Origin of the sequence: Microbacterium oryzae (assembly GCF_009735645.1) — a bacterium.
Taxonomy (GTDB): Bacteria; Actinomycetota; Actinomycetes; order Actinomycetales; family Microbacteriaceae; genus Microbacterium; species Microbacterium oryzae.
In genome coordinates this window covers 808,700-831,399 of sequence record NZ_CP032550.1, presented here as the reverse complement: position 1 = coordinate 831,399, position 22,700 = coordinate 808,700, and the positions used below count along the sequence as shown (strand labels likewise).

Genomic DNA, 22,700 nt, shown 5'->3' with positions numbered 1-22,700 from the left:
CGGGCGGGCGGCCATGACCCGCCGCATCGCACGCATCCAGCTCGAGTCGCCGCTGCCGCAGCTCGACCGGCTGTTCGACTACGCCATCCCCGCCGAGCTCCTCGAGGCGGCCGTTCCCGGCGTGCGCGTGAAGGTGCCGCTGCGCACGGCGGGGCGGATGGTCGAGGGCTACGTCGTCGAGATCGGCGACGAGGACGACGCGGACCGGCCGCTCTCCGAGCTCGACCAGGTCGTCTCGGCCGCGCCCGTGCTGCCCGAGCGCCTGTACCGCCTGGCCCGCGCGGTGGCCGACCGCGCCGCCGGCTCGGCGGCCGACGTCCTGCGGCTGGCGGTGCCGAAGCGGATGGTGCGCGCGGAGAAGGCATGGCTCGCCTCCGATGGCGCGACGCCGCCCGTGGTGCTCTCGGCCGAGCGCGCTCGCGCGGCGGCCGTGCTCGAGGAGTTCCCGACCCTGCTCGAGCAGCTGCGGGCGGGGGAGCGGGTCGCGGTCGACGCGCCTCCGCGCCTGGTGGACGGCCGTCCGGCATGGGCGCGCCTGCTCGCCGCCGCGGCCGCGAGCATGCTCGCCGACGGACGCTCGGCCGTGGTGGCCGTGCCCGACCACCGGGACCTCGACCTGCTACAGGAGCAGCTGCTGACGCTCGTGCCCGACTCCGCGCTCGTCCGCCACGACGCGGGGCAGTCCGGGCCCGAGCGGTACGCCGGCTACCTCCGCACGCTCGAGGACGCGCCCTGCGTCGTGATCGGCAACCGCTCCGCCGTGTACGCGCCGGTGCGCGATGCGGGCCTCGTCGCCCTCTGGGACGACGGCGACCCGCTGCTCGACGAGCCCCTCGCTCCGTACGCCCACGCCCGCGACGTCGCGCTCGTGCGGCAGAGCCTCGACGGATGCGCGCTGCTCTTCGCCGGTCACACCCGCACCACCGACGTCGAGCGGCTCGTGTCGATCGGCTTCGTCGCCGAGGTGCAGACCGCGCGCCGCGCGGCTCCGCGGGTCGTCCTCAGCACCGCACCCGAGCACGAGCAGAGCTCCGCGCGCATCCCCTCGGCGAGCTTCCGCGCCGTGCGGGAGGCGATCGACAGCGGCCCCGTGCTCGTGCAGGTGGCCCGCCCCGGCTACGCCCCGTCGCTCGTGTGCGCGGACTGCCGCACGCCCACGCGCTGCGCGCACTGCGGCGGCCCGCTGCACGCCCGTGCCCGCGGCGCCACCCCGGTGTGCGCGTGGTGCGGGCGCGCCGCGCACGCCTGGTCGTGCCCGCAGTGCTCCTCGACCCGCCTCCGCCTCGCGTCGTCGGGCAGCGAGCGCACGGCCGACGAGCTCGGGCGCGCCTTCGCCGGCGCGCGCGTGATCGTCGCCGACGGCGCGCACCCCGTGCGCGAGGTCGACGATCGCCCGGCGCTCGTCGTCGCCACGCGCGGCGCCGAGCCCCTCACGCCGCACGGCTACCGCGCCGTGCTGCTGCTCGACGGCGACCGGATGCTGCAGGCGCCGGATCTGCGGATCGGCGAGCACTGCCTGCGGTGGTGGTCGAACGCCGCCGCCCTGGCCGGGCCGGACGCCCCCGTCCACCTCGTCGGGGTGACCGGCCCGGTCGCGCGTGCACTCGCGAGCTGGACGCAGCCGAACTACGCGCGTCTCGAGCTCGCCGAGCGGGCGCCGCTGCACATGCCGCCCGCCGCCCGGGTCGCGCGCCTCGAGGGCGACACGCCCGCGGTCGATGCGGCGCTGCGCACCCTCGCGGAGGACGTCCCCGGTCTCCCGGCCGAGGCCATCCTCGGGCCCGTGCCGATCGACCGCGACGGCTACCCGGGATCGCGTGCGCTCATCCGCTTCGACTATGGCCGCGGTCCGCTCGTCACGCGGTCGCTGCGCGCATCGGTCGTCGCGGCGGCGATGAAGGCGCGCGGGCGGGCGGCCGCCGGCAAGGACTCACGAAGCCGCAAGGCGACCCGCAATACACTCGCAGTGCGGGTCGACCTCGCCGACCCCGAGCTCTGAAGGACAGCAGTCATGACCTCCCCCCGCACGCTCCGGCTCATCTTCGCCGGCACCCCCGACGTCGCGGTCCCCTCGCTCCGCGCCCTGCACGAGGCGGGGCACGACATCGCCGCCGTGGTCACGCGCCCCGACGCCCCGCTCGGGCGGAAGCGCGTGCTCACGCCGTCGCCCGTCGCGCAGGCGGCCGAAGAGCTCGGCCTGCGCGTGCTGAAGACCGCGCGCCTCGACGACGACGCGACGTCCGAGCTCGCCGCGCTCGGCGCGGACCTCGCCGCCGTGGTCGCGTACGGGGGGCTCGTCCGCGAGCCGCTGCTGTCCGCGCCCGCGCAGGGGTGGATCAACCTGCACTTCTCGCTGCTGCCGCGCTGGCGGGGCGCCGCGCCCGTGCAGCACGCGCTCATCGCGGGCGACGCCGAGATCGGCACCGCCGTGTTCCAGCTCGTGAAGGAGCTCGACGCGGGCGACGTGTACGCGCAGGAGACGGTGGCCCTTCCGCCCGAGGCGACGGCGGGCGAGGCACTCGAGATCCTCGCGCAGACCGGCGCGCGCCAGCTCGTCGAGGTCGTCGCCGCGATCGCCGACGGCACCGCCGTCGCGCAGCCGCAGACGGGGGAGGCGACGGCGGCCCCGAAGCTCGCCCTCGCCGACGGCCTCATCGACTGGACCGAGCCGGCCGAGCGCGTCTTCGCGCGCTATCGCGGTGTGACGCCCGAGCCGGGAGCCCACACGACCCTCGACGGCGCGCGCGTGAAGCTGCTCGCGCTCGCCCCCGCTCGTGAGGCCGAGGCGCCCGGGGACGCGGCGCTCGCGCCCGGCGCGACCGCGGCCATCCGCGGCGGCGTGCTGATCGGCACCGGAACCGAGCCGCTGCTGCTGACGCGCGTGCAGCCGGCCGGCAAGGGAGCAATGGCTGCGGCCGACTGGTTCCGCGGCCTCCGCGACGACGTACGGTTCGGCGCGTGAACCGCGACGGACGCGCGCCCGTGCGCGTGCAGCTCGCCCGCCAGGTCGCCTTCGTCGTGCTGCGCGCGGTGACGACCTCCGACGCGTACGCCAACCTGCTGCTGCCCCGCGAGATCGAGCGCGCGGGGATCGCCGGTCCCGACGCCGCGCTGGCGACTGAGCTCGCCTACGGCACGCTCCGCCGGCTGGGCACGTACGACGCGATCATCCGGGCGGCGGCCGGGCGCGAGCTCGACACCATCGATCCGCCCGTGCTCGACGCGCTGCGCCTGGGCGCGCATCAGCTCCTCGCCACGCGCGTCGCGCCGCACGCCGCGGTGAACGAGTCGGTGCAGCTCGCGCGCGAGGAGTCCGGACCGCGTGCCGGCGGGTTCGCCAACGCCGTGCTGCGTCGCATCGGACAGGACGACGTCACGACCTGGATCGCGCGGGTCACCGAGGCCGCGCGCTCGGACGACGAGCGGCTTTCGATCGAGACCGCGCACCCGGTGTGGATCATCCGCGCTCTCCGTCGCGCCCTCGCCGCCGAGGGACGCGACGGCGAGCTCACCGACCTCCTCGCCGCCGACAACGCGGCGCCCACGGTGACGATGGCGGCCCTCCCGGGCCTCGCCGAGCCCGACGGCGAGCGCACGCCCTACTCGCCGACCGGGTTCCGCCTCGGCGGCGGCGACCCCGAGCCGGCCGTCCGCCGGTCCGGCGGCCGGGTGCGCGTGCAGGACGAGGGCTCGCAGCTCGTCGCCCTCGCGCTCACGCGCCTCACGCCGGTGGCACCGGGGGAGCGGTGGCTTGATCTCTGCGCGGGGCCGGGCGGCAAGACCGCGCTCCTCGCGGCCGAGGCGCTCGCCGGCGGCGCGGCGCTCGACGCGAACGAGATCGCGCATGCCCGCGCGGGGCTCGTGCGACGCGCGATCGCACCCGTGCCGCTCGAGGTCGAGGTGCACGAGCGGGATGGCCGCGAGCTCGCGTCCGAGCGCGCCGGCGCGTACGACCGGATCCTCGTCGACGCACCCTGCACCGGCCTCGGTGCGCTGCGTCGTCGCCCCGAGGCGCGGTGGCGGAAGCAGCCGTCCGACGTCGCCGAGCTCGCGACCATCCAGGCGCAGCTGCTGGATGCCGCCCTCACCGCGCTGAAGCCCGGCGGCGTGGTGGCTTATGTCACCTGCTCGCCGCACCTGGCGGAGACCGCGGCCATCGTGCGCGAGGTCGTCGAGCGCCGCGGCGACGAGGTCGAGGAGCTCGACGCGCGCGCCGCCTTGCAGGCCGTGGCGCTCACGCCGCTCGACCTGCCCGCTCCCGCGGACGGATCCGGCCACGCGCAGCTGTGGCCTCACCGCCACGGCACCGACGCGATGTTCCTCGCGCTGCTCCGCAAGCGCGTCTGACGCGCGCAGCGCTCCGAGACCGCGCGTACGCTCCCGCACTGCCCGCTCGCTCCGGCACGGCGTTCGGCGCGTGCGGTCTCGGAGCGCCGGCGCGGGTGGCGCTGAGCGATGGTGAGGTCTGGGAGCGGCGGCGCAGTGCGCGAGCGCGGCCGCGGCCTCGGCCTCGCTCGCGGTGCGAGGACCGAGCTCCGAGGTCCGAGGTCCGAGGTCCGAGACTGCAGGGTTGCGGCGCCCGCGGCGCTCCCGCGCCCCGTACTCGCTCCGACACTGCACGTCCACTCCGAGACCGCGCGCTCGCTCCGACACCGCATGCGGCGCGTGCTGTGTCGGAGCCACGGCGCAAGCGGCAGTGAGTGACGGCGAGGTCTGGGAGCGGCGGCGCAGCCCGCGAGCGACGAGGCGGTCTCGGGCTCGGCCATCCGAGGTCCGCTCCGAGACTGCACGTTCGCTCCGACACCGCGGGCGGCGCGTGAGGTCTCGGAGCAATGGCGCAGGTGCCGAGCGGCGGGGCAGTCCGCGGGCGAGGGCGCAGCTCGCGAGCGGCAGCGCCGGCTCGGCCATCCCGCACACCGCACCCGCTCCGACCCCGCACGCTCGTTCCCGCCCCGCGTGCAGCGCGAGCGGTCCCGGAGCGACGGCGCGCACCGCGAGCGCAGGCGCGGTGCGCGAGCGCGCTCGGCCATAATGGACGCGATGAGCCTTCCCGCTGCGCCGCGCGTCAACCCGAGCATCCTGTCCGCCGACTTCGTCAACATGCAGGCGGACCTCGAGCGCATCGCCGCGGCCGACTTCGTGCACGTCGACGTGATGGACAACCACTTCGTGCCGAACCTCACGTTCGGGCCGCAGATGGTCGAGCGCGTGCAGCAGACGAGCCCCGTGCCGCTGGACGTGCACCTCATGATCGAGGACCCCGATCGCTGGGCGCCCGGGTACGCGGAGATCGGCGCAGCGTCCGTCACGTTCCACCTGGAGGCGGCGGCGGAGCCGATCACCCTCGCACGTCGGCTGCGCGACATCGGCGCGCGCGCGGGTGTCGCGCTGAAGCCGGGCACCGCGGCCGAGAGCCTCTACGAGCACCTGCACGAGTTCGACCAGATCCTCGTGATGACCGTCGAGCCCGGCTTCGGCGGGCAGTCGTTCATGCCGGAGACGATGCCGAAGCTGCGCGCCCTCGCCGACGAGGCGCGTCGGCGCGACGCGGACGTCTGGTTCCAGGTGGATGGCGGCATCTCGTCGTCGACGATCGCGCAGGCCGCCGAGGCGGGGGCCGACACCTTCGTGGCCGGCTCCGCGGTGTTCGGCGCACCCGCCGCCGGCGACGCCATCGAGCAGCTGCGCGCCCTCGCCGCGAAGCACCGGCACGCGAACCGGTAGCCTTGACGGGTGAAGAACTTCGACGACCTGTTCGCCGAGCTGGCTGAGAAGGCCCAGACGCGTCCGGAGGGTTCCGGGACGGTCAAGGAGCTCGATGCCGGCATCCACTTCATCGGCAAGAAGATCGTCGAGGAGGCGGCCGAGGTCTGGATGGCCGCGGAGTACGAATCCGACGCGGAGGCCGCCGAGGAGATCTCCCAGCTCCTGTACCACCTCCAGGTGCTCATGCTGGCGAAGGGACTCAGCCTCGAGGACGTGTACCGACATCTGTGAGCCTCGCCGCCGCACTGTCTGACCCCTCGATCGAAAGACCTGGAATGCTCCGCATCGCCGTTCCCAACAAGGGTTCGCTGTCCGAGACCGCCGCCGAGATGCTCGCCGAGGCCGGCTACGCCGGGCGCCGCGACACGAAGTCGCTGCACCTCATCGACGCCGCCAACGACGTCGAGTTCTTCTACCTCCGCCCGCGCGACATCGCGACCTACGTCTCCGCCGGCGCGCTCGACGTCGGCATCACCGGCCGCGACCTCCTCCTCGATGTGCGGATGTCCGCGCGCGAGATCGAGACGCTGGGCTTCGCCACCTCGACGTTCCGCTTCGCCGCCCCTCCCGGGCGCTTCACGGGCGTCGCCGACCTCGAGGGCGCGCGCATCGCGACCTCGTACCCGGGCCTCGTGGACTCCTTCCTCGACCGTCACGGTGTCGCGGCCGATCTCGTGCCGCTCGACGGCGCCGTGGAGTCGGCCGTGGAGCTCGGCGTCGCCGACGCCATCGCCGATGTCGTCGAGACGGGCACCACCCTCCGCCAGGCGGGCCTCGACATCTTCGGCCCGGTGATCCTCGAATCCGAGGCGGTCCTCATCCAGGGACCGAACGAGCACCCGGGCATCGAGACGCTGCTCCGGCGCGTCCGCGGCGTGATGGTCGCGCGCCAGTACGTCATGCTCGACTACGACCTGCCTGCCGCGCTCGTCGACCGCGCCGTCGAGATCGCCACCGGCATCGAATCGCCCACCGTGTCTCCGCTGCGCGACCCCGAGTGGGTCGCCGTGCGCGTCATGGTGCCGCGCCGCGGCGTCAACCTCGTGATGGACGAGCTCTACGCGATCGGCGCGCGCGCCATCCTCGTCACGGCCATCCACAACGCGCGCCTCTGATGGGCGTCGTCACCCGGGTCATCCCGTGCCTCGACGTGGCCGCCGGCCGCGTCGTGAAGGGCGTCAACTTCGAGAACCTCCGCGAGATGGGCGACCCCGTCGAGCTCGCGCGCCGGTACTTCGAGCAGGGCGCCGACGAGCTGACCTTCCTCGACGTCACGGCCACGGTCGACGAGCGCGCGACGACGTACGACGTGGTCCGGCGCACGGCCGAGGAGGTCTTCATCCCCCTCACAGTCGGCGGCGGCGTCCGCTCGGTCGACGATGTGGGGCGCCTCCAGAGCGTCGGCGCCGACAAGGTCGGCGTGAACTCGGCCGCCATCGCGCGCCCCGCGCTCCTCGACGAGATCGCCGACCGCTTCGGCGCGCAGGCGCTCGTCCTCTCACTCGACGTGAAGCGGTCGCCGCGCACGCCGTCGGGCTTCGTCGTCACCACGCACGGCGGCAAGAAGGAGACCGACCTCGACGCGCTGGCATGGGCGCGCGAGGCGATCGAGCGCGGCGCCGGGGAGCTCCTCGTCAACTCGATCGACGCCGACGGCACGAAGGCCGGCTTCGATCTGGAGCTCGTCGGCCTCATGCGCGAGCTGTCGACCGTGCCCGTGATCGCCTCGGGCGGCGCGGGCGACGTCGCGCACTTCGCCCCCGCGGTCCGCGCGGGCGCAGACGCCGTGCTCGCCGCGAGCGTCTTCCACTCCGGCCAGATGACGATCGGCGACGTCAAGCAGGCGCTCCGCGCGGACGGGATCGAGACGCGATGAGCGACGACCTCGAGGCGCGCATCGGCCGCGTCGCCTTCAATGCGGATGGCCTCGTGCCGGCGATCGTGCAGCAGTGGGACACCCGCGAGGTGCTCATGCTGGCCTGGATGGACGCGGAGGCTCTCCGACGCACGCTCACCTCGGGCCGCGTCACGTACTGGTCGCGCTCTCGCGGGGAGTACTGGCGCAAGGGCGACACGTCGGGGCACATTCAGATCGTCCAGGGTGCCCGGCTCGACTGCGACGGCGACGCCGTGCTGCTCGAGATCGACCAGATCGGCCCCGCGTGCCACACGAACACGCGCACGTGCTTCGACAGCGACCTCGGCCGCGACGAGGTCGGCGACCGCGACCTGCACCCGGTGATCGGATGACCGCGCCCGGCCGGACGACCGCCACGAGCGCCCGGGGCCGGTCGATCGCGGTCCTCGCGGCGCTCGTCGGCGGCGCGCTGGCGCTCATCGGCTCCACGCAGACCTGGCTCACGGCGTCCGTCGCCGAGGCGGTGCTTCCCGTCTCGGGCGCGGAGGCCGTGTCGGTGCTGCGCCCACTCGCCCTCGCGGCGCTCGCGCTCTCGCTCGTGCTCGCCATCGTCGGGCTGGCCCTGCGCTACGTGCTCGCGGCCGTCGCGATCGCCGTCGGCGGCGCGATCTCGTGGCTGTCGCTGAACGTGGCCCTCGCGCCCTCGGCCTCCGCCGCCTCTTCGGTGGTGACCGAGCACACCGGCATCGCGGGAGATGCCGCGATCGCCGACCTCGTGCAGGGCATCGCGTTGACCCCGTGGCCCGCGACGACGGCGGCGGCCGGGATGGTCGTGGTCGCGGCGGGCGTCTGGACGTTCGCGACCGCCCACCGGTGGAAGCGATCGGGGCGCAAGTACGAGAAGGGCGGCTCGCGGGCGGGCCGCGACGAGGCGGCGCCCCTCGACGCGATTGACTCGTGGGACGACCTGTCCCGCGGCGACGACCCGACGCGCTGACCGCGCCGGATGCCCGGGCGACCGAGCGCGGCGCGCGGCCCCGATAGACTGAACGACGTTCCCAGCAGCACGGAGGATGACACGACATGAGCCACTCGATCGACGACCCCGGTCACGGACACTCGCCCGCCGCCTGGACCACGGTCCTCATCATGCTGGTCGCGCTCGCGATCGGCGCGGTCGCGCTGTTCCTCTGGGTGCCGTGGCTGCTCATCGCGTGCGCGGTGCTGTTCGTGATCGGCCCGATCGCCGGCTTCATCCTCTCCAAGGCGGGCTACGGCTCGCACGGAGACAAGTCGCGGCCCAAGGCCCACTGATGTCGCTCCTGGCCGATCTCACGGCCGGGGCCGTCGAGGACGCGGAAGCGAGGCGGGCCATCCGCCCGTACGCCGACGTCGAGAGCGCAGCCGCCGCCCAGGCGCCTGCGCTCGACGTATCTGAGGCCCTGCGTCCGGACGCCCGCGTGCGGATCATCGCCGAGGTGAAGCGCGCGAGCCCCTCGCGCGGCGACCTCGCGTCGATCCCCGACCCCGCCCTGCAGGCGGGGCGCTACCAGGAGGGCGGGGCCTCGGCGATCTCCGTGCTGACCGAGCAGCGCCGCTTTAAGGGCAGCCTCGACGACCTCGCCGCCGTGCGCGCGCGGGTGTCGGTGCCGGTGCTGCGCAAGGACTTCATCGCGACGCCGTACCAGGTGCTGGAGGCCCGCGCGGCGGGAGCCGACATCGTGCTCCTCATCGTCGCCGCGCTCGATCAGCCCGTGCTCGAGGAGCTCTTCGCCCTCACGGTCCAGCTCGGGATGACGCCGCTCGTCGAGGCGCACTCGGCCGACGAGGTCGCCCGCGCCGCGGATCTCGGCGCGCACCTCATCGGCGTGAACGCTCGCGATCTGTCGACCTTCGAGCTGGATCGCGACCTCTTCGGCCGACTGGCCGAGGCCATCCCCGCCGGCGCCGTGCGCATCGCGGAGTCGGCCGTGCTTCAGCCCGTCGACGTCGCGCACTACCGGCGCGCCGGGGCCGATGCCGTCCTCATCGGGGAGGCGCTCGTCACGGGCGACCCCGTCGCCACGCTCGGCGCGTTCCTCGCGGCCGGCGATTTCCCTGCGGGGGAGGAGATCTCATGAGCCTGCGCACCCAGCCCGGACCGTTCTTCGGTGAGTTCGGCGGTCGCTACATGCCCGAGTCGCTGATCGCGGCGATCGACGAGCTCGCCGTCGCGCACGAGCAGGCGATGGCCGACCCCGCCTTCCACGCCGAGCTGAACGCGCTGCTCGTCGACTACGCGGGGCGGCCCTCGTCGCTCACCGAGGTGCCTCGCTTCGCCGAGCACGCCGGCGGAGCGCGCATCTTCCTCAAGCGCGAGGACCTCAACCACACCGGCAGTCACAAGATCAACAACGTGCTCGGACAGGCGCTGCTGACCAAGCGCCTGGGCAAGACGCGCGTGATCGCGGAGACCGGCGCCGGCCAGCACGGCGTGGCCACCGCCACCGCCGCGGCGCTGTTCGGCCTCGAGTGCCGCATCTACATGGGCGAGGTCGACACCGAGCGCCAGGCCCTCAACGTCGCGCGCATGCGGCTGCTGGGCGCCGAGGTCGTGCCGGTCACCACCGGCTCGCGCACGCTCAAGGACGCCATCAACGAGGCGTACCGCGAGTGGGTCGCGAGCGTCGAGACGACCAACTACATCTTCGGCACCGCCGCAGGGCCCCACCCGTTCCCGGCCATGGTGCGCGACTTCCAGAAGATCATCTCCGAGGAGGCGCGCGCGCAGCTCCTCGAGCGCGCCGGGCGCCTGCCCGACGCCGTGCTCGCGTGCGTCGGCGGCGGCTCGAACGCCATCGGCATGTTCGACGCGTTCATCGACGACCCCGAGGTGCGCCTCTTCGGCGTGGAGGCCGCGGGCGACGGCGTCGACACGCCGCGCCACGCCGCCTCCATCGAGCGCGGCCGACCGGGCGTGCTCCACGGAGCGCGCACGTACGTGCTGCAGGACGACGACGGGCAGACCGTGGAGTCGCACTCCATCTCCGCCGGCCTCGACTACCCCGGCGTCGGCCCCGAGCACTCGTGGCTCGCGTCGATCGGGCGCGCGGAGTACATCCCCGCGACCGATGGCGAGGCCATGGACGCGCTGCGCCTGCTGAGTCGCACCGAGGGCATCATCCCCGCCATCGAGTCCGCGCACGCCCTCGCCGGCGCCCTGCGCATCGGGCGCGAGATGGGTCCCGACGCCATCCTGGCCGTCTGCCTCTCCGGCCGCGGCGACAAGGACATGGACACCGCCGCCCGGTGGTTCGGGCTCTACGACGAGGGAGCCGACGCGTGAGCCGGGTCGAGGACGTCATCGCGAACGCCGCAGCCGAGGGCCGCGGTGTGCTCATCGGGTACCTCCCCGTGGGCTACCCCGATCTGCAGACGAGCATCGACGCGGCCGTGACCCTCGCCGAGAACGGGGTCGACATCATCGAGCTCGGCCCGCCCTACAGCGACCCGGTCATGGACGGCCCCATCATCCAGGAGGCCACCAACGCCGCGCTCGAGGCGGGCTTCCGCACCGAGCACCTCTTCACGGCGCTGCGGGAGATCACCCGCCGCACCGACGCGCCCGTGCTCGTCATGACGTACTGGAACCTGGTCGTGCAGCGCGGCGTCGACCGCTACGCCGACGAGGTGCGCGAGGCCGGGGGAGCGGGACTCATCACGCCCGACATCACCCCCGATGCGGCCGAGGACTGGATCGCCGCCTCCGAGCGCACCGGCCTCGATCGCGTGTTCCTCGCCGCGCCGACCTCGGTCGACGCGCGGCTGGGCCTCATCGTCGAGAAGACCACCGGCTTCGTCTACACGGTCTCCACAATGGGGATCACGGGCGAGCGGGCCGAGCTCGACGCCGCGGCGCGGTCGCTCGTCGGCCGCCTCCGTGCGCAGGGGGCTCAGCGCGCCTGCGTGGGGATCGGCGTCTCCACCGCCGCGCACGTCGCGAGCATCGTCGAGTACGCGGATGGCGCGATCGTCGGCACCGCGCTTGTCCGCGCGCTCCGAGACGGCGGGCTCGAGGGGCTCGCCGCCAAGGCCCGCGAGCTCGCCGCGGGCACGGTGCGTCACGGCGCGGCCCTGCAGAGGAATTAGACTCTCGATCATGCTGTCCTCCGCCCTGACGAGCGTCGTCGCGAGCATTCCCAGCCCCGCGGTGTCGTACATCGACCTCGGTCCGCTGCGCATCCACTTCTACGCCCTCTGCATCATCCTGGGCATCGTCGTGGCGACGCTCATCACGAACCACCGCCTCACGCGCCGCGGCGCCGAGCCGTGGGTCGTCATCGACATCGCGCTGCTCGCCGTGCCGCTGGCCATCATCGGGGCGCGGATCTACCACGTGCTCACGCACTGGGGCTTCTACTTCGGCGCGGGCGCGAACCCCTGGAACCCGACCCAGCCCGGTTCGGTCTGGGCGATCTGGGAGGGCGGCATCGCCATCTTCGGCGCCCTCATCGGCGGCGCCGTCGGCGCGTGGCTCGGCTGCAGGTGGACCGGCATCCGCTTCTGGACCTTCGCCGACGCGCTGGCCCCGGCCATCCTGCTCGCGCAGGCCCTCGGCCGCTTCGGCAACTGGTTCAACCAGGAGCTGTTCGGATGGCCGACGGACGTCCCGTGGGGTCTGGAGATCGATCCCGACAACGCGGCGTTCCCCGCAGGGCTGCCCGACGACACTCTCTTCCACCCCACCTTCCTCTACGAGGTGATCTGGAACGTCCTCGGCGTGATCGTGCTGTTCGTCCTCGGACGCAAGCTCTTCTTCCGCTGGGGTCGCCTCTTCGCGATCTACCTCATCTGGTACGGCGCGGGGCGCGTGGTGTGGGAGTCCATCCGCATCGACCCGAGCGAGGTCATCCTGGGCCTGCGCACCAACGTGTGGGGCGCGATCGCCGCGATCGTCATCGGCCTGGCCATCCTCGTGGTGCAGTCGCGTCATAAGGGCATCGAGCCGTCGCCGTACCGACCGGGGCGTGAGAGCCACGGCGCCGACGCGCTACAATCACAGGGCGACTTCGTCGATGTGAGCGAACCCCCTGCATCGACGGTCGCATCCGTGCCGTCGCCACAAGCACCGTAGCGACGATCCCGCGCCTCTGCTGTCCTTTCGGAAAGGGCACGAGGATGATCGTCGCCACGAGACGGCGCCCCCAGGGCCAGCGTCGTCCCCTGCCACGAAATCCATCCTGAGGACGGTAGCCACATGTACTTCCAGCCCCCCTACGGCGCATCCGGCGCGTACCCCCCGCGACAGGGGATGTACAACCCGGCGTTCGAGAAGGACGCCTGCGGCCTGGCCATGGTCGCGACCCTGCGAGGCGAGGCAGGCCACGACATCGTCGACCTCGCCCTCGAGGCCCTGCGCAACCTCGAGCACCGCGGAGCCATCGGCTCGGACGCGGGCACCGGAGACGGTGCGGGCATCCTCACCCAGATGCCGGACGACTTCCTGCGCGCAGTCGTCGACTTCCCCCTCCCGGACCGCGGCGCCTACCTCGCCGGCCTCTCGTTCCTCCCCACGGACGACGACGCCCGCAGCGCGCAGAAGGACGGCATCGCCGCCATCGCCGCCGAGGAGGGCCTCACGATCCTCGGCTGGCGCGAGGTGCCGGTCGACCCGGGGCACCTCGGCCGCCTCGCCGGCGAAGCCCGCCCGGCCATCGAGCAGATCTTCCTCTCCAGCGCCTCCGACGTCCCGCTCGCGGGCGTCGCGCTGGATCGCCTCGGCTACCGGCTGCGCAAGCGCGCCCAGCACGAGCTCGGCGCCTACTTCGTCTCCCTGTCCAGCCGCACGCTCGGCTACAAGGGCATGGTCACCACCCTGCAGCTCGAGCCGTTCTACCTCGACCTGCAGGACGAGCGCTTCACGACCGAGCTCGCCGTCGTGCACTCCCGCTACTCCACCAACACGTTCCCGTCCTGGCCGCTTGCGCAGCCGCTGCGCATGATGGCGCACAACGGCGAGATCAACACCGTCGGCGGCAACCGCAACTGGATGCGCGCGCGTCAGTCGCAGCTCGAGAGCGAGCTGCTGGGCGACATCCGTCCGCTTCTGCCGATCTGCAGCGACACCGAGAGCGACTCCGCCTCGTTCGACGAGGTGCTCGAGCTGCTGACGCTGACCGGTCGCACGCTGCCGCACGCCATGCTGATGATGGTGCCCGAGGCGTACGAGAAGAAGGCGTACGTCGACCCCGATCTGCGCGCGTTCTACGAGTTCCACGCGGGGCAGATGGAGCCGTGGGACGGGCCGGCCGCCCTCATTGCCACCGACGGCACGCTCGTCTGCGCCACCCTCGACCGCAACGGGCTGCGCCCCGGACGCTGGACCGTCACGAAGGACGGCCTCGTCGTCATCGGCTCGGAGACCGGCGTGCTCGACTTCGCTCCCGAGCGCATCGAGCGCCGCGGGCGTCTGCGTCCCGGCACGATGTTCGTGGTCGACACCGAGCAGGGCCGCATCATCTCCGATGACGAGGTGAAGGGCGATCTCGCGCGTCTGCACCCCTGGCGCGAATGGCTCGACCAGGGCGCCGTGCGCCTGGCCGACCTGCCCGAGCGCGAGCACCTCGTGCACCCCATCGCGTCCATCACGCGCCGGCAGCGCACCTTCGGCTACACCGAGGAGGAGGTGCGGATCCTCCTGCGCCCGATGGGTCAGACCGGCGTCGAGCCGCTGGGCGCGATGGGGTCGGACACGCCCATCGCCGTCCTCAGCAAGCGCCCGCGCCTGCTGTTCGACTACTTCACGCAGCAGTTCGCGCAGGTCACCAACCCGCCGCTCGACTCCATCCGCGAGGAGGTCGTCACCAGCCTCAAGCAGGGGCTCGGGCCGGAGCGGAACCTCTTGGACTGGGGGCCGGAGCACGCTCACAGCGTGACGCTGGACTTCCCCGTCATCGACAACGACGAGCTCGCGAAGATCCAGCACATCGACAGCTCCCTTCCCGGCCGCAGCTCGCGCACCATCCGCGCGCTCTACCACTTCGATGCCGGCCCCGGCACGATGCGGCGCCGGCTCGAGGAGATCTGCGCGGAGGTGGACGAGGCCATCGCCGACGGCGTGGAGTTCATCGTCCTGTCCGACCGCGACTCGAACAAGGACCTCACGCCCATCCCGTCGCTCCTGACGGTCGGGGCCGTACACCACCACCTCATCCGCAACGAGACCCGCATGAAGGTCGGCCTCGTCGTGGAGGCGGGCGACGTCCGCGAGGTGCACCACGTCGCGACGCTCCTCGGCTACGGAGCGAGCGCCGTGAACCCGTACCTCGCCATGGAGACGGTCGAGTACCTCGTCCGCTCCGGCGCGATCGCGGGCATCACGCCGCAGAAGGCGGTGAAGAACCTCATCTACGCGCTCGGCAAGGGCGTGCTGAAGATCATGTCGAAGATGGGCATCTCGACCGTGTCGTCGTACACCGGCGCCCAGGTCTTCGAGGCCGTCGGCCTCAGCCAGGAGACCGTCGACGCCTACTTCACCGGAACCGAGACCAAGCTCGGCGGCATCGACACCGAGGCCATCGAGGCCGAAAACCAGGTGCGGCACGACTTCGCCTACCCCGAGGACGACGCCGTGCACGCGCACGAGCGGCTGTGGACCGGCGGCGAGTACCAGTGGCGCCGAGGCGACTCGCCGCACCTGTTCACACCGGAGACGATCTTCAAGCTGCAGCACTCCACGCGCAGCGGCAGCTACGAGATCTTCCGTCAGTACTCGCGACTCGTCGATGATCAGGCGGCGGAGCTCAAGACGCTGCGGGGGCTGTTCTCCTTCAAGGAGGGCGTCCGCCCGCCCGTTCCGCTCGACGAGGTGGAGCCGGTCTCCGCGATCGTCAAGCGGTTCTCGACGGGCGCGATGAGCTACGGTTCGATCTCTCGCGAGGCGCACGAGACGCTCGCGATCGCGATGAACCGGCTCGGCGCCAAGTCGAACACCGGCGAGGGCGGCGAGGACGTCGACCGCCTGCTCGACCCCGAGCGCCGCAGCGCGATCAAGCAGGTGGCGTCGGGGCGGTTCGGCGTGACGAGCATGTACCTCACGCACGCCGACGACATCCAGATCAAGCTCGCACAGGGCGCCAAGCCCGGCGAGGGCGGTCAGCTGCCGCCGGGCAAGGTGTACCCGTGGGTTGCGCGCACGCGGCACGCGACGGCGGGCGTCGGCCTCATCTCGCCGCCGCCGCACCACGACATCTACTCGATCGAGGATCTCAAGCAGCTGATCTTCGACGTGAAGCGAGCTAACCCGTCCGCGCGCATCCACACCAAGCTCGTGAGCCAGTCCGGCATCGGAGCAGTCGCCGCGGGTGTCGCGAAGGCGCTGAGCGACGTGATCCTCATCTCCGGCCACGACGGCGGCACCGGCGCGAGCCCGATGAACTCGCTCAAGCACGCCGGCACCCCGTGGGAGCTGGGTCTTGCGGAGGCGCAGCAGACGCTCATGCTCAACGGCATGCGCGGGCGCGTGGTGGTGCAGGTCGACGGGCAGATGAAGACCGGGCGCGACGTCGTCATCGGAGCCCTGCTGGGCGCCGAGGAATTCGGCTTCGCGACCGCGCCGCTGGTCGTCACCGGCTGCATCATGATGCGCGTGTGCCACCTCGACACGTGCCCCGTCGGTGTCGCGACGCAGAACCCGGTCCTGCGCAGCCGGTTCACCGGCCAGGCGGACCACGTCGTGAACTTCATGGAGTTCGTCGCGCAGGAGGTGCGCGAGTATCTCGCCGCCCTCGGCTTCCGCTCCCTCGAGGAGGCGGTCGGCCACGCCGAGCTGCTCGACGCGAACCGAGCCATCGCGCACTGGAAGGCCGAGGGCCTCGACCTGACGCCGATCCTCGAGGGGCCGCCGTTCGCCGAGGACGAGCCGCGCCACAACGTGAGCACGCAGGACCACGAGCTGGACGAGCACTTCGACGTGCAGCTCATCGAGCGTGCGCGCGACGTGATCGCCGACGGCGGCCGGGTCGTCATCGACCTGCCGGTGAAGAACACCGCCCGTGCGGTGGGGACGATGCTCGGCCACCACGTGACGCGTGCGCACGGCGAGCACGGTCTGCCAGCCGGCTCGATCACCGTCAACCTGCGTGGCTCGGCCGGCCAGTCCTTCGGCGCGTTCCTGCCGAGCGGCATCACGCTGCGCCTCGAAGGCGACTCGAACGACTACGTCGGCAAGGGCCTCTCGGGCGGCGAGATCGTCGTCCGGCCCGCCGCCGGTGCCACCTTCGACGCCGCGGAGAACGTCATCGCCGGCAACGTCATCGGCTACGGCGCCACGCAGGGCACGATGTTCCTGCGCGGCATGGTGGGCGAGCGCTTCTTCGTGCGGAACTCCGGCGCGACGGCGGTCGTGGAGGGCGTGGGCGACCACGCGCTCGAGTACATGACCGGCGGCCTCGCCGTGATCCTCGGACGCACCGGGCGCAATCTCGGGGCGGGCATGTCGGGCGGGACGGCCTACATCCACAGGCTCGACGAGAACCTCGTCAACCGCGAGGCCATCGCCTCCGGCGAGCTCACTCTCGGCGCGCTGGGATCCGGCGACGTCGAGATCCTCCGCGATCTGCTCGAGCGGCACGTCGCGGAGACCGATTCGGAGCTGGCCCGACGCCTGCTCGCCGATTTCGAGGACGAGGTGGAGAACTTCGTCCGCGTGCTGCCGCGCGATTACGCGGCGGTGCTGGAGACCCGCCAGGTGGCGGCCGCCGAGGGGCTGGACCCCGACGGCGACGTCGTGTGGAACCGGATCATGGAGGTGACTGGTGGCTGACCCCAAGGGCTTTCTGAAGACCACGGAGCGCGAGCTGCCCGCTCGCCGCCCCGTGCCCGTGCGCATCCTCGACTGGAAGGAGGTGTACGAGCCGGGCGACTCGGCCGTGCTCCGCCGCCAGGCCGGGCGCTGCATGGACTGCGGCGTGCCGTTCTGCCACCAAGGATGCCCGCTGGGCAACCTCATCCCGGAGTGGAACGACCTGATGTGGCGCGGCGAGGGCCGCACCGCCATCGAGCGCCTGCATGCGACGAACAACTTCCCGGAGTTCACCGGTCGCCTGTGCCCGGCGCCCTGCGAGAGCTCGTGCGTGCTGGGCATCAACCAGCCGCCGGTGACGATCAAGCAGGTCGAGGTCTCGACCATCGACCAGGCCTTCGCGAACGGATGGGTCGAGCCTGAGCCGCCCGCGCGTCTCACCGGCAAGACGGTCGCGGTCGTCGGCTCCGGCCCGGCCGGCCTCGCCGCCGCCCAGCAGCTCACCCGCGCCGGCCACACGGTGGCCGTGTACGAGCGCGACGACCGCATCGGCGGGCTCCTGCGCTACGGCATCCCCGACTTCAAGATGGAGAAGCGCCACCTCGAGGCGCGCCTGCGTCAGATGCAGGACGAGGGCACCCGCTTCCGCGCGGGCGTCACCATCGGCGTGGACATCTCGTGGGACGACCTGCGTGCACGTTACGACGCTGTCGTGGTCGCCACCGGCGCCACGGCTCCCCGCGAGCTGCCCATCCCCGGGCGGGAGCTCGACGGCGTCCACTTCGCCATGGAGTACCTCGTGGAGTCCAACAAGGTGGTCGCGGGCGATACCGTCCCGAACCAGATCACGGCCGACGGCAAGCACGTCGTCGTGATCGGCGGCGGCGACACCGGCGCGGACTGCATCGGCACCGCTCACCGCCAGGGCGCGCTCAGCGTGACCAACCTCGCCATCGGCAAGCGCCCATCCGATGAGCGGCCGGGCCACCAGCCCTGGCCGATGATGCCGCAGGTGTTCGAAGTGTCCTCGGCGCACGAGGAGGGCGGCGAGCGGCACTTCCTCGCCTCGACGGTCGAGTTCGTCGGCAACGACGCGGGGGAGGTGCGCGCGCTCGTCGTGGCCGACACCGAGTTCGTCGACGGCCGCCGCGTGCCGAAGCCGGGCACCGAGCGCGAGATCCCCGCGGACCTCGTCCTCATCGCGATGGGCTTCACCGGCCCCGAGCGCGAGCACCTCGAGGAGCAGCTGCGGACGCAGTTCACCACGCGCGGCGTCGTCGAGCGCGACAGCTCGTTCCAGTCCTCGACCCCGGGCGTCTTCGTCGCGGGCGACGCGGGCCGCGGGCAGTCGCTCATCGTCTGGGCGATCGCCGAGGGGCGCTCCGTCGCCGCCGAGGTGGACACCTTCCTGATGGGGCAGACGCAGCTGCCCGCACCCGTCGCGCCGACCGACATCGCGATCGGCGTCTGAGCGGATGGCAGCGGCCGGGGGCATCGCTCCCGGCCGTCGTCCATGTCCGTACATGACCGCGGATGGCGCGGGCGCGTAGGGTGGGGATGCATCCGGAATCGTCCGCGACGGCCTCGTGCGGAGAGCCATCGACCCGACGGACGCGGATACGTCCACAACAGAAGAAGCAAGCAGTGCGGAAGGCAAGCTTTTGAGACGAGCCAAGATCGTCGCCACGCTGGGTCCGGCCACCTCGACGAAGGAGACCGTGCGGTCTCTCATCGAGGCCGGACTCGACGTGGCGCGCCTCAACCTCAGCCACGGTGACTACACCGTGCACGACAACAACTTCGCGAACGTGCGCGCCGCGGCCGAGGAGGCGGGCAAGCCCGTCGCCATCCTCGTCGACCTGCAGGGGCCGAAGATCCGTCTGGGCAAGTTCGCCGACGGACCGCACGAGCTCGCCGAGGGCGACATCTTCAAGATCACCACCGAGGACATCCTCGGCACCAAGGAGATCGTCGGCACCACGTTCAAGGGGCTGCCGCAGGACGTCAAGCCCGGCGACATGCTGCTCATCGACGACGGCAAGGTGCGCGTCAAGGTCGTCGAGACCGACGGCACGGTCGTGACCACCGAGGTGATCGTCGCCGGCGCGGTGTCGAACAACAAGGGCATCAACCTGCCCGGCGTCGCGGTGAACGTGCCGGCCCTCAGCGAGAAGGACGAGGCGGACCTTCGCTACGGCCTCCGCAACGGCGCCGACATCATCGCGCTGTCCTTCGTGCGCAGCGGCAAGGACGTCCAGCGCGTCCACGTCATCATGGCGGAGGAGGGGCGCCGCGTCCCCGTCATCGCCAAGATCGAGAAGCCGCAGGCCGTCGAGAACCTCGAGGAGATCATCGACGCATTCGACGGCATCATGGTCGCCCGCGGCGATCTCGGCGTCGAGCTGCCGCTCGAGGCCGTGCCGATCGTGCAGAAGCAGGCCGTCGAGCTCGCCCGCCGCATGGCGAAGCCCGTCATCGTCGCCACGCAGATGCTCGAGTCCATGATCTCGAGCCCCGTGCCCACGCGCGCGGAGACGAGCGACGTCGCCAACGCCGTCCTCGACGGCGCCGACGCGGTCATGCTCTCGGGCGAGACGAGCGTCGGAGACTACCCCGCGATCACGGTGCAGACCATGGCGCGGATCGTGGAGTCGACCGAGGACCACGGCCTCGAGCGCATCGCCCCGCTGACGAACAAGCCCCGCACGCAGGGCGGCGCGATCACGCTCGCCGCGATCGAGGTCGCCGACTTCGTCGACGCGAAGTTCCTCTGCGTCTTCACGCAGTCGGGCGACTCCGCTCGCCGGATGGCGCGGCTCCGCTCGCCGCGACGCATGATCGCCTTCACGCAGGACGAGGCCATCCGCCGTCGGATGGCCCTCACATGGGGCATCCGGTCGGCGCTCGTCGAGCAGGTCGAGCACACGGACCGCATGTTCCTGCAGGTGGATGACTACCTCCTGTCCCACGACCTCGCGAAGGTCGGCGACAAGGTCATCGTCATCTCCGGGTCCCCTCCCGGGATCTCCGGCTCGACGAACGACCTGCGCGTGCACCGTGTCGGCGACGCCGTCCACGGCGCCGCTCCGGTCTACAAGCAGGGCTGACGCGCGACGCGCCAGGGAACGGGGTCCGGTTCAACGCCGGGCCCCGTTCGCTGTATCGTCGAGGACGCATGCCGGTGTGGCGGAATGGCAGACGCGGGGCACTCAAAATGCTCTGTCCGCAAGGGCGTGTGGGTTCGAGTCCCACCACCGGCACTTCTCTGCGGACGCGAGCTCGTGGCGGTGGACGGACTCCTCGTAGATGACAGTGAGAAGAAGATGAACGAAATCGTCCGCCCGCGACTCCTCCCGCTCATCCTCGTCGGCATCGCCGGCGGCCTGCTGTCCGGGCTCTTCGGCATCGGGGGAGGGACGATCATCGTCCCCGCGCTCGTGCTCTGGCTCTCGATGCCGCAGCGACTGTCGGCAGGCACCTCGGTAGCCGCCATCCTCCCGACAGCCATCGTCGGCGCCGCGACCTACGCCATCCAGGGTCATGTGGACTGGGTCGCCGGGCTCTGCCTCGCGATCGGCATCGTCGTGGGAGCGCAGGTCGGCAGCCATCTCCTGCAGAAGGTGCCAGTGGGCGCTCTGCGCTGGGGATTCATGGCTTTCCTCGCGGTCGTCATCGTCAGCCTGTGGTTCGTGGTGCCGCAGCGATCGGACTCGATCGAGATCGGATTCTGGAGCGTGGCGGGCCTCGTCGTCACCGGCTTCATCACCGGGATCCTGTCGGGGCTCCTGGGGGTCGGCGGCGGCATCATCGTCGTGCCCGTGCTGATGTTCTTCTTCGGCTCCAGCGACCTCATCGCCAAGGGCACGTCGCTGCTCATGATGATCCCGGGGTCGCTGTCGGGGACGATCGGCAACCTCCGACGTCAGAACGTCGACCTGCGCGCAGCCACCGCCGTGGGCCTTTCGGCCTGCGTCTTCGCACCGGTCGGCACCACGTTCGCCGTGTGGATCGACCCGTTCTGGGGGAATGTCGCCTTCTCGCTCTACCTCGTCTTCATCGTCGGGCAGATGCTCGTCCGCACGCTCCGCTCCCGGAAGGCGTAGCTCTCGCCGAAGCGCGGCTCTGTGGCCGACTGCGGTCGACACCGCTGGGGCCCGCGCAAGCAGCAGCGGCACGTCGATCTCGCTGACGATGCCGGCGTCGCATCGGTTCCTCCGCCCCTTGGATAAGGCGGGAGAGCAGCGGATCTGTGTGCCGTCGCGTCAGCTCGTCGAGTCGTGGTTCCGATTCGCGGACGCGATCCTCTCTCTCGGAAGGCGCGCGACCTCGTGCTGCTGGTTCCCCGCAAGCTGCCGGGTCGCGGGGGATGCGGAACGGCATGCCTGCGATATGCGCCGCCGCGCTGACCGCGCGCCACGCGCGGATCAGCGGGGTTGAGGCTTCGCCCAGCGACTTGACCTCTAGGATGGAATCGTGACCGAAGAGCAGACCGAGAAGAGCACCGCGACGGCGCCCCGTCGTGTGGTGGTCGCCGAAGACGAGTCCCTGATCCGCCTCGACATCGTGGAGATCCTCCGCGACAACGGGTACGACGTCGTGGGCGAGGCCGGCGACGGCGAGACCGCGGTGCAGCTGGCTACGGAACTGCGGCCCGACCTCGTCATCATGGACGTGAAGATGCCGCAGCTCGACGGCATCAGCGCCGCCGAGAAGCTCAGCAAGAACCACATCGCGCCCGTCGTGCTGCTGACCGCGTTCAGCCAGAAGGAGCTCGTGGAGCGCGCCAGCGAGGCCGGCGCTCTGGCGTACGTGGTGAAGCCGTTCACGCCGAACGACCTCCTCCCCGCGATCGAGATCGCGCTCGCGCGTCACGACCAGATCATCACGCTCGAGGCCGAGGTGGGCGACATGGTCGAGCGCTTCGAGACCCGCAAGCTCGTCGACCGCGCGAAGGGCCTCCTCAACGAGAAGATGGGCCTTTCCGAGCCCGAGGCGTTCCGCTGGATCCAGAAGGCGTCGATGGACCGCCGCCTGACCATGCAGGATGTCGCGAAGGCGATCATCGAGCAGCTCGCCCCCAAGAAGGGCTGAGCACCCCCGACATCGAGACGGGCCGGACATCCTCGGATGTCCGGCCCGTCTCGTCTTCGGTGCCCTGCTCGGTGGCGCCAGACGATGTCGTCTCGCCGCCTGAAGAAGCCCGGGCGTGCCAGACGATGTCGTCTCGCCGCGCGCACACGAAATGCTGCGGGATTCCGTGTCTCCTCGGTGAGACGACATCGTCTGAACGTGAGG

The 22,700-nt window shown here is 71.9% G+C and carries 19 protein-coding genes and 1 tRNA gene; all 20 read left to right on the top strand.

Annotated elements, in window-relative coordinates; all coding sequences use genetic code 11:
* Positions 1 to 13: 13 nt before the first annotated feature.
* Positions 14 to 1,999 carry a primosomal protein N' family DNA-binding protein gene (locus D7D94_RS03865; protein ID WP_156241326.1) on the top strand — a complete coding sequence of 662 codons (1,986 nt, stop codon included), beginning with the start codon at positions 14 to 16 and terminating at the stop codon, positions 1,997 to 1,999.
* Between the two features lie 12 nt (positions 2,000 to 2,011).
* A complete protein-coding gene (gene fmt, locus D7D94_RS03860; RefSeq protein WP_156241324.1) occupies positions 2,012 to 2,962 on the top strand; it encodes a methionyl-tRNA formyltransferase in 951 nt (316 codons plus the stop codon).
* Positions 2,959 to 4,347, top strand: coding sequence for an RsmB/NOP family class I SAM-dependent RNA methyltransferase (locus tag D7D94_RS03855; RefSeq protein WP_246171867.1), 1,389 nt, complete (start codon positions 2,959 to 2,961; stop codon positions 4,345 to 4,347). The genes fmt and D7D94_RS03855 overlap by 4 nt, the downstream gene beginning before the upstream one ends.
* A gap of 693 nt (positions 4,348 to 5,040) precedes the next feature.
* Complete coding sequence (gene rpe / locus D7D94_RS03850) at positions 5,041 to 5,724, top strand: ribulose-phosphate 3-epimerase (protein ID WP_156241322.1); 684 nt, start codon at positions 5,041 to 5,043, stop codon at positions 5,722 to 5,724.
* A 9-nt stretch (positions 5,725 to 5,733) separates the two neighbouring features.
* Positions 5,734 to 5,997, top strand: coding sequence for a phosphoribosyl-ATP diphosphatase (locus D7D94_RS03845; protein WP_156241320.1), 264 nt, complete (start codon positions 5,734 to 5,736; stop codon positions 5,995 to 5,997).
* Between the two features lie 44 nt (positions 5,998 to 6,041).
* On the top strand, positions 6,042 to 6,881 hold the full coding sequence (gene hisG, locus D7D94_RS03840) for an ATP phosphoribosyltransferase (protein WP_156241319.1): 840 nt from the start codon (positions 6,042 to 6,044) through the stop codon (positions 6,879 to 6,881).
* Positions 6,881 to 7,642 carry an imidazole glycerol phosphate synthase subunit HisF gene (gene hisF, locus D7D94_RS03835; protein WP_156241318.1) on the top strand — a complete coding sequence of 254 codons (762 nt, stop codon included), beginning with the start codon at positions 6,881 to 6,883 and terminating at the stop codon, positions 7,640 to 7,642. Before hisG ends, hisF begins: the two co-directional genes overlap by 1 nt.
* Complete coding sequence (gene hisI / locus D7D94_RS03830; RefSeq protein ID WP_156241316.1) at positions 7,639 to 8,016, top strand: phosphoribosyl-AMP cyclohydrolase; 378 nt, start codon at positions 7,639 to 7,641, stop codon at positions 8,014 to 8,016. Before hisF ends, hisI begins: the two co-directional genes overlap by 4 nt.
* Positions 8,013 to 8,621: a Trp biosynthesis-associated membrane protein gene (locus D7D94_RS03825; RefSeq protein WP_156241314.1), complete on the top strand. Its 609-nt coding sequence runs from the start codon at positions 8,013 to 8,015 to the stop codon at positions 8,619 to 8,621. Before hisI ends, D7D94_RS03825 begins: the two co-directional genes overlap by 4 nt.
* 86 nt (positions 8,622 to 8,707) lie before the next feature.
* Positions 8,708 to 8,938 (top strand): DUF6704 family protein, encoded by a 231-nt coding sequence (locus D7D94_RS03820; RefSeq protein ID WP_156241312.1) that lies wholly within the window; start codon positions 8,708 to 8,710, stop codon positions 8,936 to 8,938.
* Positions 8,938 to 9,744, top strand: a complete 807-nt coding sequence (gene trpC / locus D7D94_RS03815; protein ID WP_156241311.1) for an indole-3-glycerol phosphate synthase TrpC — start codon at positions 8,938 to 8,940, stop codon at positions 9,742 to 9,744. Before D7D94_RS03820 ends, trpC begins: the two co-directional genes overlap by 1 nt.
* Entirely contained in the window at positions 9,741 to 10,949 is a 1,209-nt protein-coding gene (trpB, locus tag D7D94_RS03810; RefSeq protein ID WP_156241310.1) for a tryptophan synthase subunit beta, read from the top strand. The genes trpC and trpB overlap by 4 nt, the downstream gene beginning before the upstream one ends.
* Positions 10,946 to 11,752: a tryptophan synthase subunit alpha gene (gene trpA, locus D7D94_RS03805; RefSeq protein WP_156241308.1), complete on the top strand. Its 807-nt coding sequence runs from the start codon at positions 10,946 to 10,948 to the stop codon at positions 11,750 to 11,752. The genes trpB and trpA overlap by 4 nt, the downstream gene beginning before the upstream one ends.
* 10 nt (positions 11,753 to 11,762) lie before the next feature.
* The gene (lgt, locus tag D7D94_RS03800; protein WP_156241306.1) at positions 11,763 to 12,737 is read left to right on the top strand and encodes a prolipoprotein diacylglyceryl transferase; all 975 of its coding nucleotides are present in this window, start codon (positions 11,763 to 11,765) and stop codon (positions 12,735 to 12,737) included.
* A 123-nt stretch (positions 12,738 to 12,860) separates the two neighbouring features.
* Complete coding sequence (gltB, locus tag D7D94_RS03795) at positions 12,861 to 17,426, top strand: glutamate synthase large subunit (protein ID WP_156241304.1); 4,566 nt, start codon at positions 12,861 to 12,863, stop codon at positions 17,424 to 17,426.
* Complete coding sequence (locus D7D94_RS03790) at positions 17,419 to 18,876, top strand: glutamate synthase subunit beta (RefSeq protein ID WP_156241302.1); 1,458 nt, start codon at positions 17,419 to 17,421, stop codon at positions 18,874 to 18,876. Before gltB ends, D7D94_RS03790 begins: the two co-directional genes overlap by 8 nt.
* A 190-nt stretch (positions 18,877 to 19,066) precedes the next feature.
* On the top strand, positions 19,067 to 20,512 hold the full coding sequence (gene pyk / locus D7D94_RS03785) for a pyruvate kinase (RefSeq protein ID WP_156241300.1): 1,446 nt from the start codon (positions 19,067 to 19,069) through the stop codon (positions 20,510 to 20,512).
* A gap of 70 nt (positions 20,513 to 20,582) precedes the next feature.
* Positions 20,583 to 20,665, top strand: a tRNA-Leu gene (locus D7D94_RS03780).
* Positions 20,666 to 20,728: 63 nt separating this feature from the next.
* Entirely contained in the window at positions 20,729 to 21,508 is a 780-nt protein-coding gene (locus tag D7D94_RS03775) for a sulfite exporter TauE/SafE family protein (RefSeq protein WP_156241298.1), read from the top strand.
* Between the two features lie 367 nt (positions 21,509 to 21,875).
* Complete coding sequence (locus D7D94_RS03770; protein ID WP_425486988.1) at positions 21,876 to 22,496, top strand: ANTAR domain-containing response regulator; 621 nt, start codon at positions 21,876 to 21,878, stop codon at positions 22,494 to 22,496.
* Positions 22,497 to 22,700: the final 204 nt, after the last annotated feature.

Bases quoted from the DNA above. Each gene is read 5' to 3' on its own strand.
- D7D94_RS03775 (WP_156241298.1), top strand. From the start codon at position 20,729: ATGAACGAAATCGTCCGCCCGCGACTCCTCCCGCTCATCCTCGTCGGC.
- hisI (WP_156241316.1), top strand. From the start codon at position 7,639: ATGAGCGACGACCTCGAGGCGCGCATCGGCCGCGTCGCCTTCAATGCG.
- hisF (WP_156241318.1), top strand. From the start codon at position 6,881: ATGGGCGTCGTCACCCGGGTCATCCCGTGCCTCGACGTGGCCGCCGGC.
- hisG (WP_156241319.1), top strand. From the start codon at position 6,042: ATGCTCCGCATCGCCGTTCCCAACAAGGGTTCGCTGTCCGAGACCGCC.
- trpB (WP_156241310.1), top strand. From the start codon at position 9,741: ATGAGCCTGCGCACCCAGCCCGGACCGTTCTTCGGTGAGTTCGGCGGT.
- rpe (WP_156241322.1), top strand. From the start codon at position 5,041: ATGAGCCTTCCCGCTGCGCCGCGCGTCAACCCGAGCATCCTGTCCGCC.
- D7D94_RS03825 (WP_156241314.1), top strand. From the start codon at position 8,013: ATGACCGCGCCCGGCCGGACGACCGCCACGAGCGCCCGGGGCCGGTCG.
- trpC (WP_156241311.1), top strand. From the start codon at position 8,938: ATGTCGCTCCTGGCCGATCTCACGGCCGGGGCCGTCGAGGACGCGGAA.
- D7D94_RS03820 (WP_156241312.1), top strand. From the start codon at position 8,708: ATGAGCCACTCGATCGACGACCCCGGTCACGGACACTCGCCCGCCGCC.
- fmt (WP_156241324.1), top strand. From the start codon at position 2,012: ATGACCTCCCCCCGCACGCTCCGGCTCATCTTCGCCGGCACCCCCGAC.
- D7D94_RS03865 (WP_156241326.1), top strand. From the start codon at position 14: ATGACCCGCCGCATCGCACGCATCCAGCTCGAGTCGCCGCTGCCGCAG.
- gltB (WP_156241304.1), top strand. From the start codon at position 12,861: ATGTACTTCCAGCCCCCCTACGGCGCATCCGGCGCGTACCCCCCGCGA.
- lgt (WP_156241306.1), top strand. From the start codon at position 11,763: ATGCTGTCCTCCGCCCTGACGAGCGTCGTCGCGAGCATTCCCAGCCCC.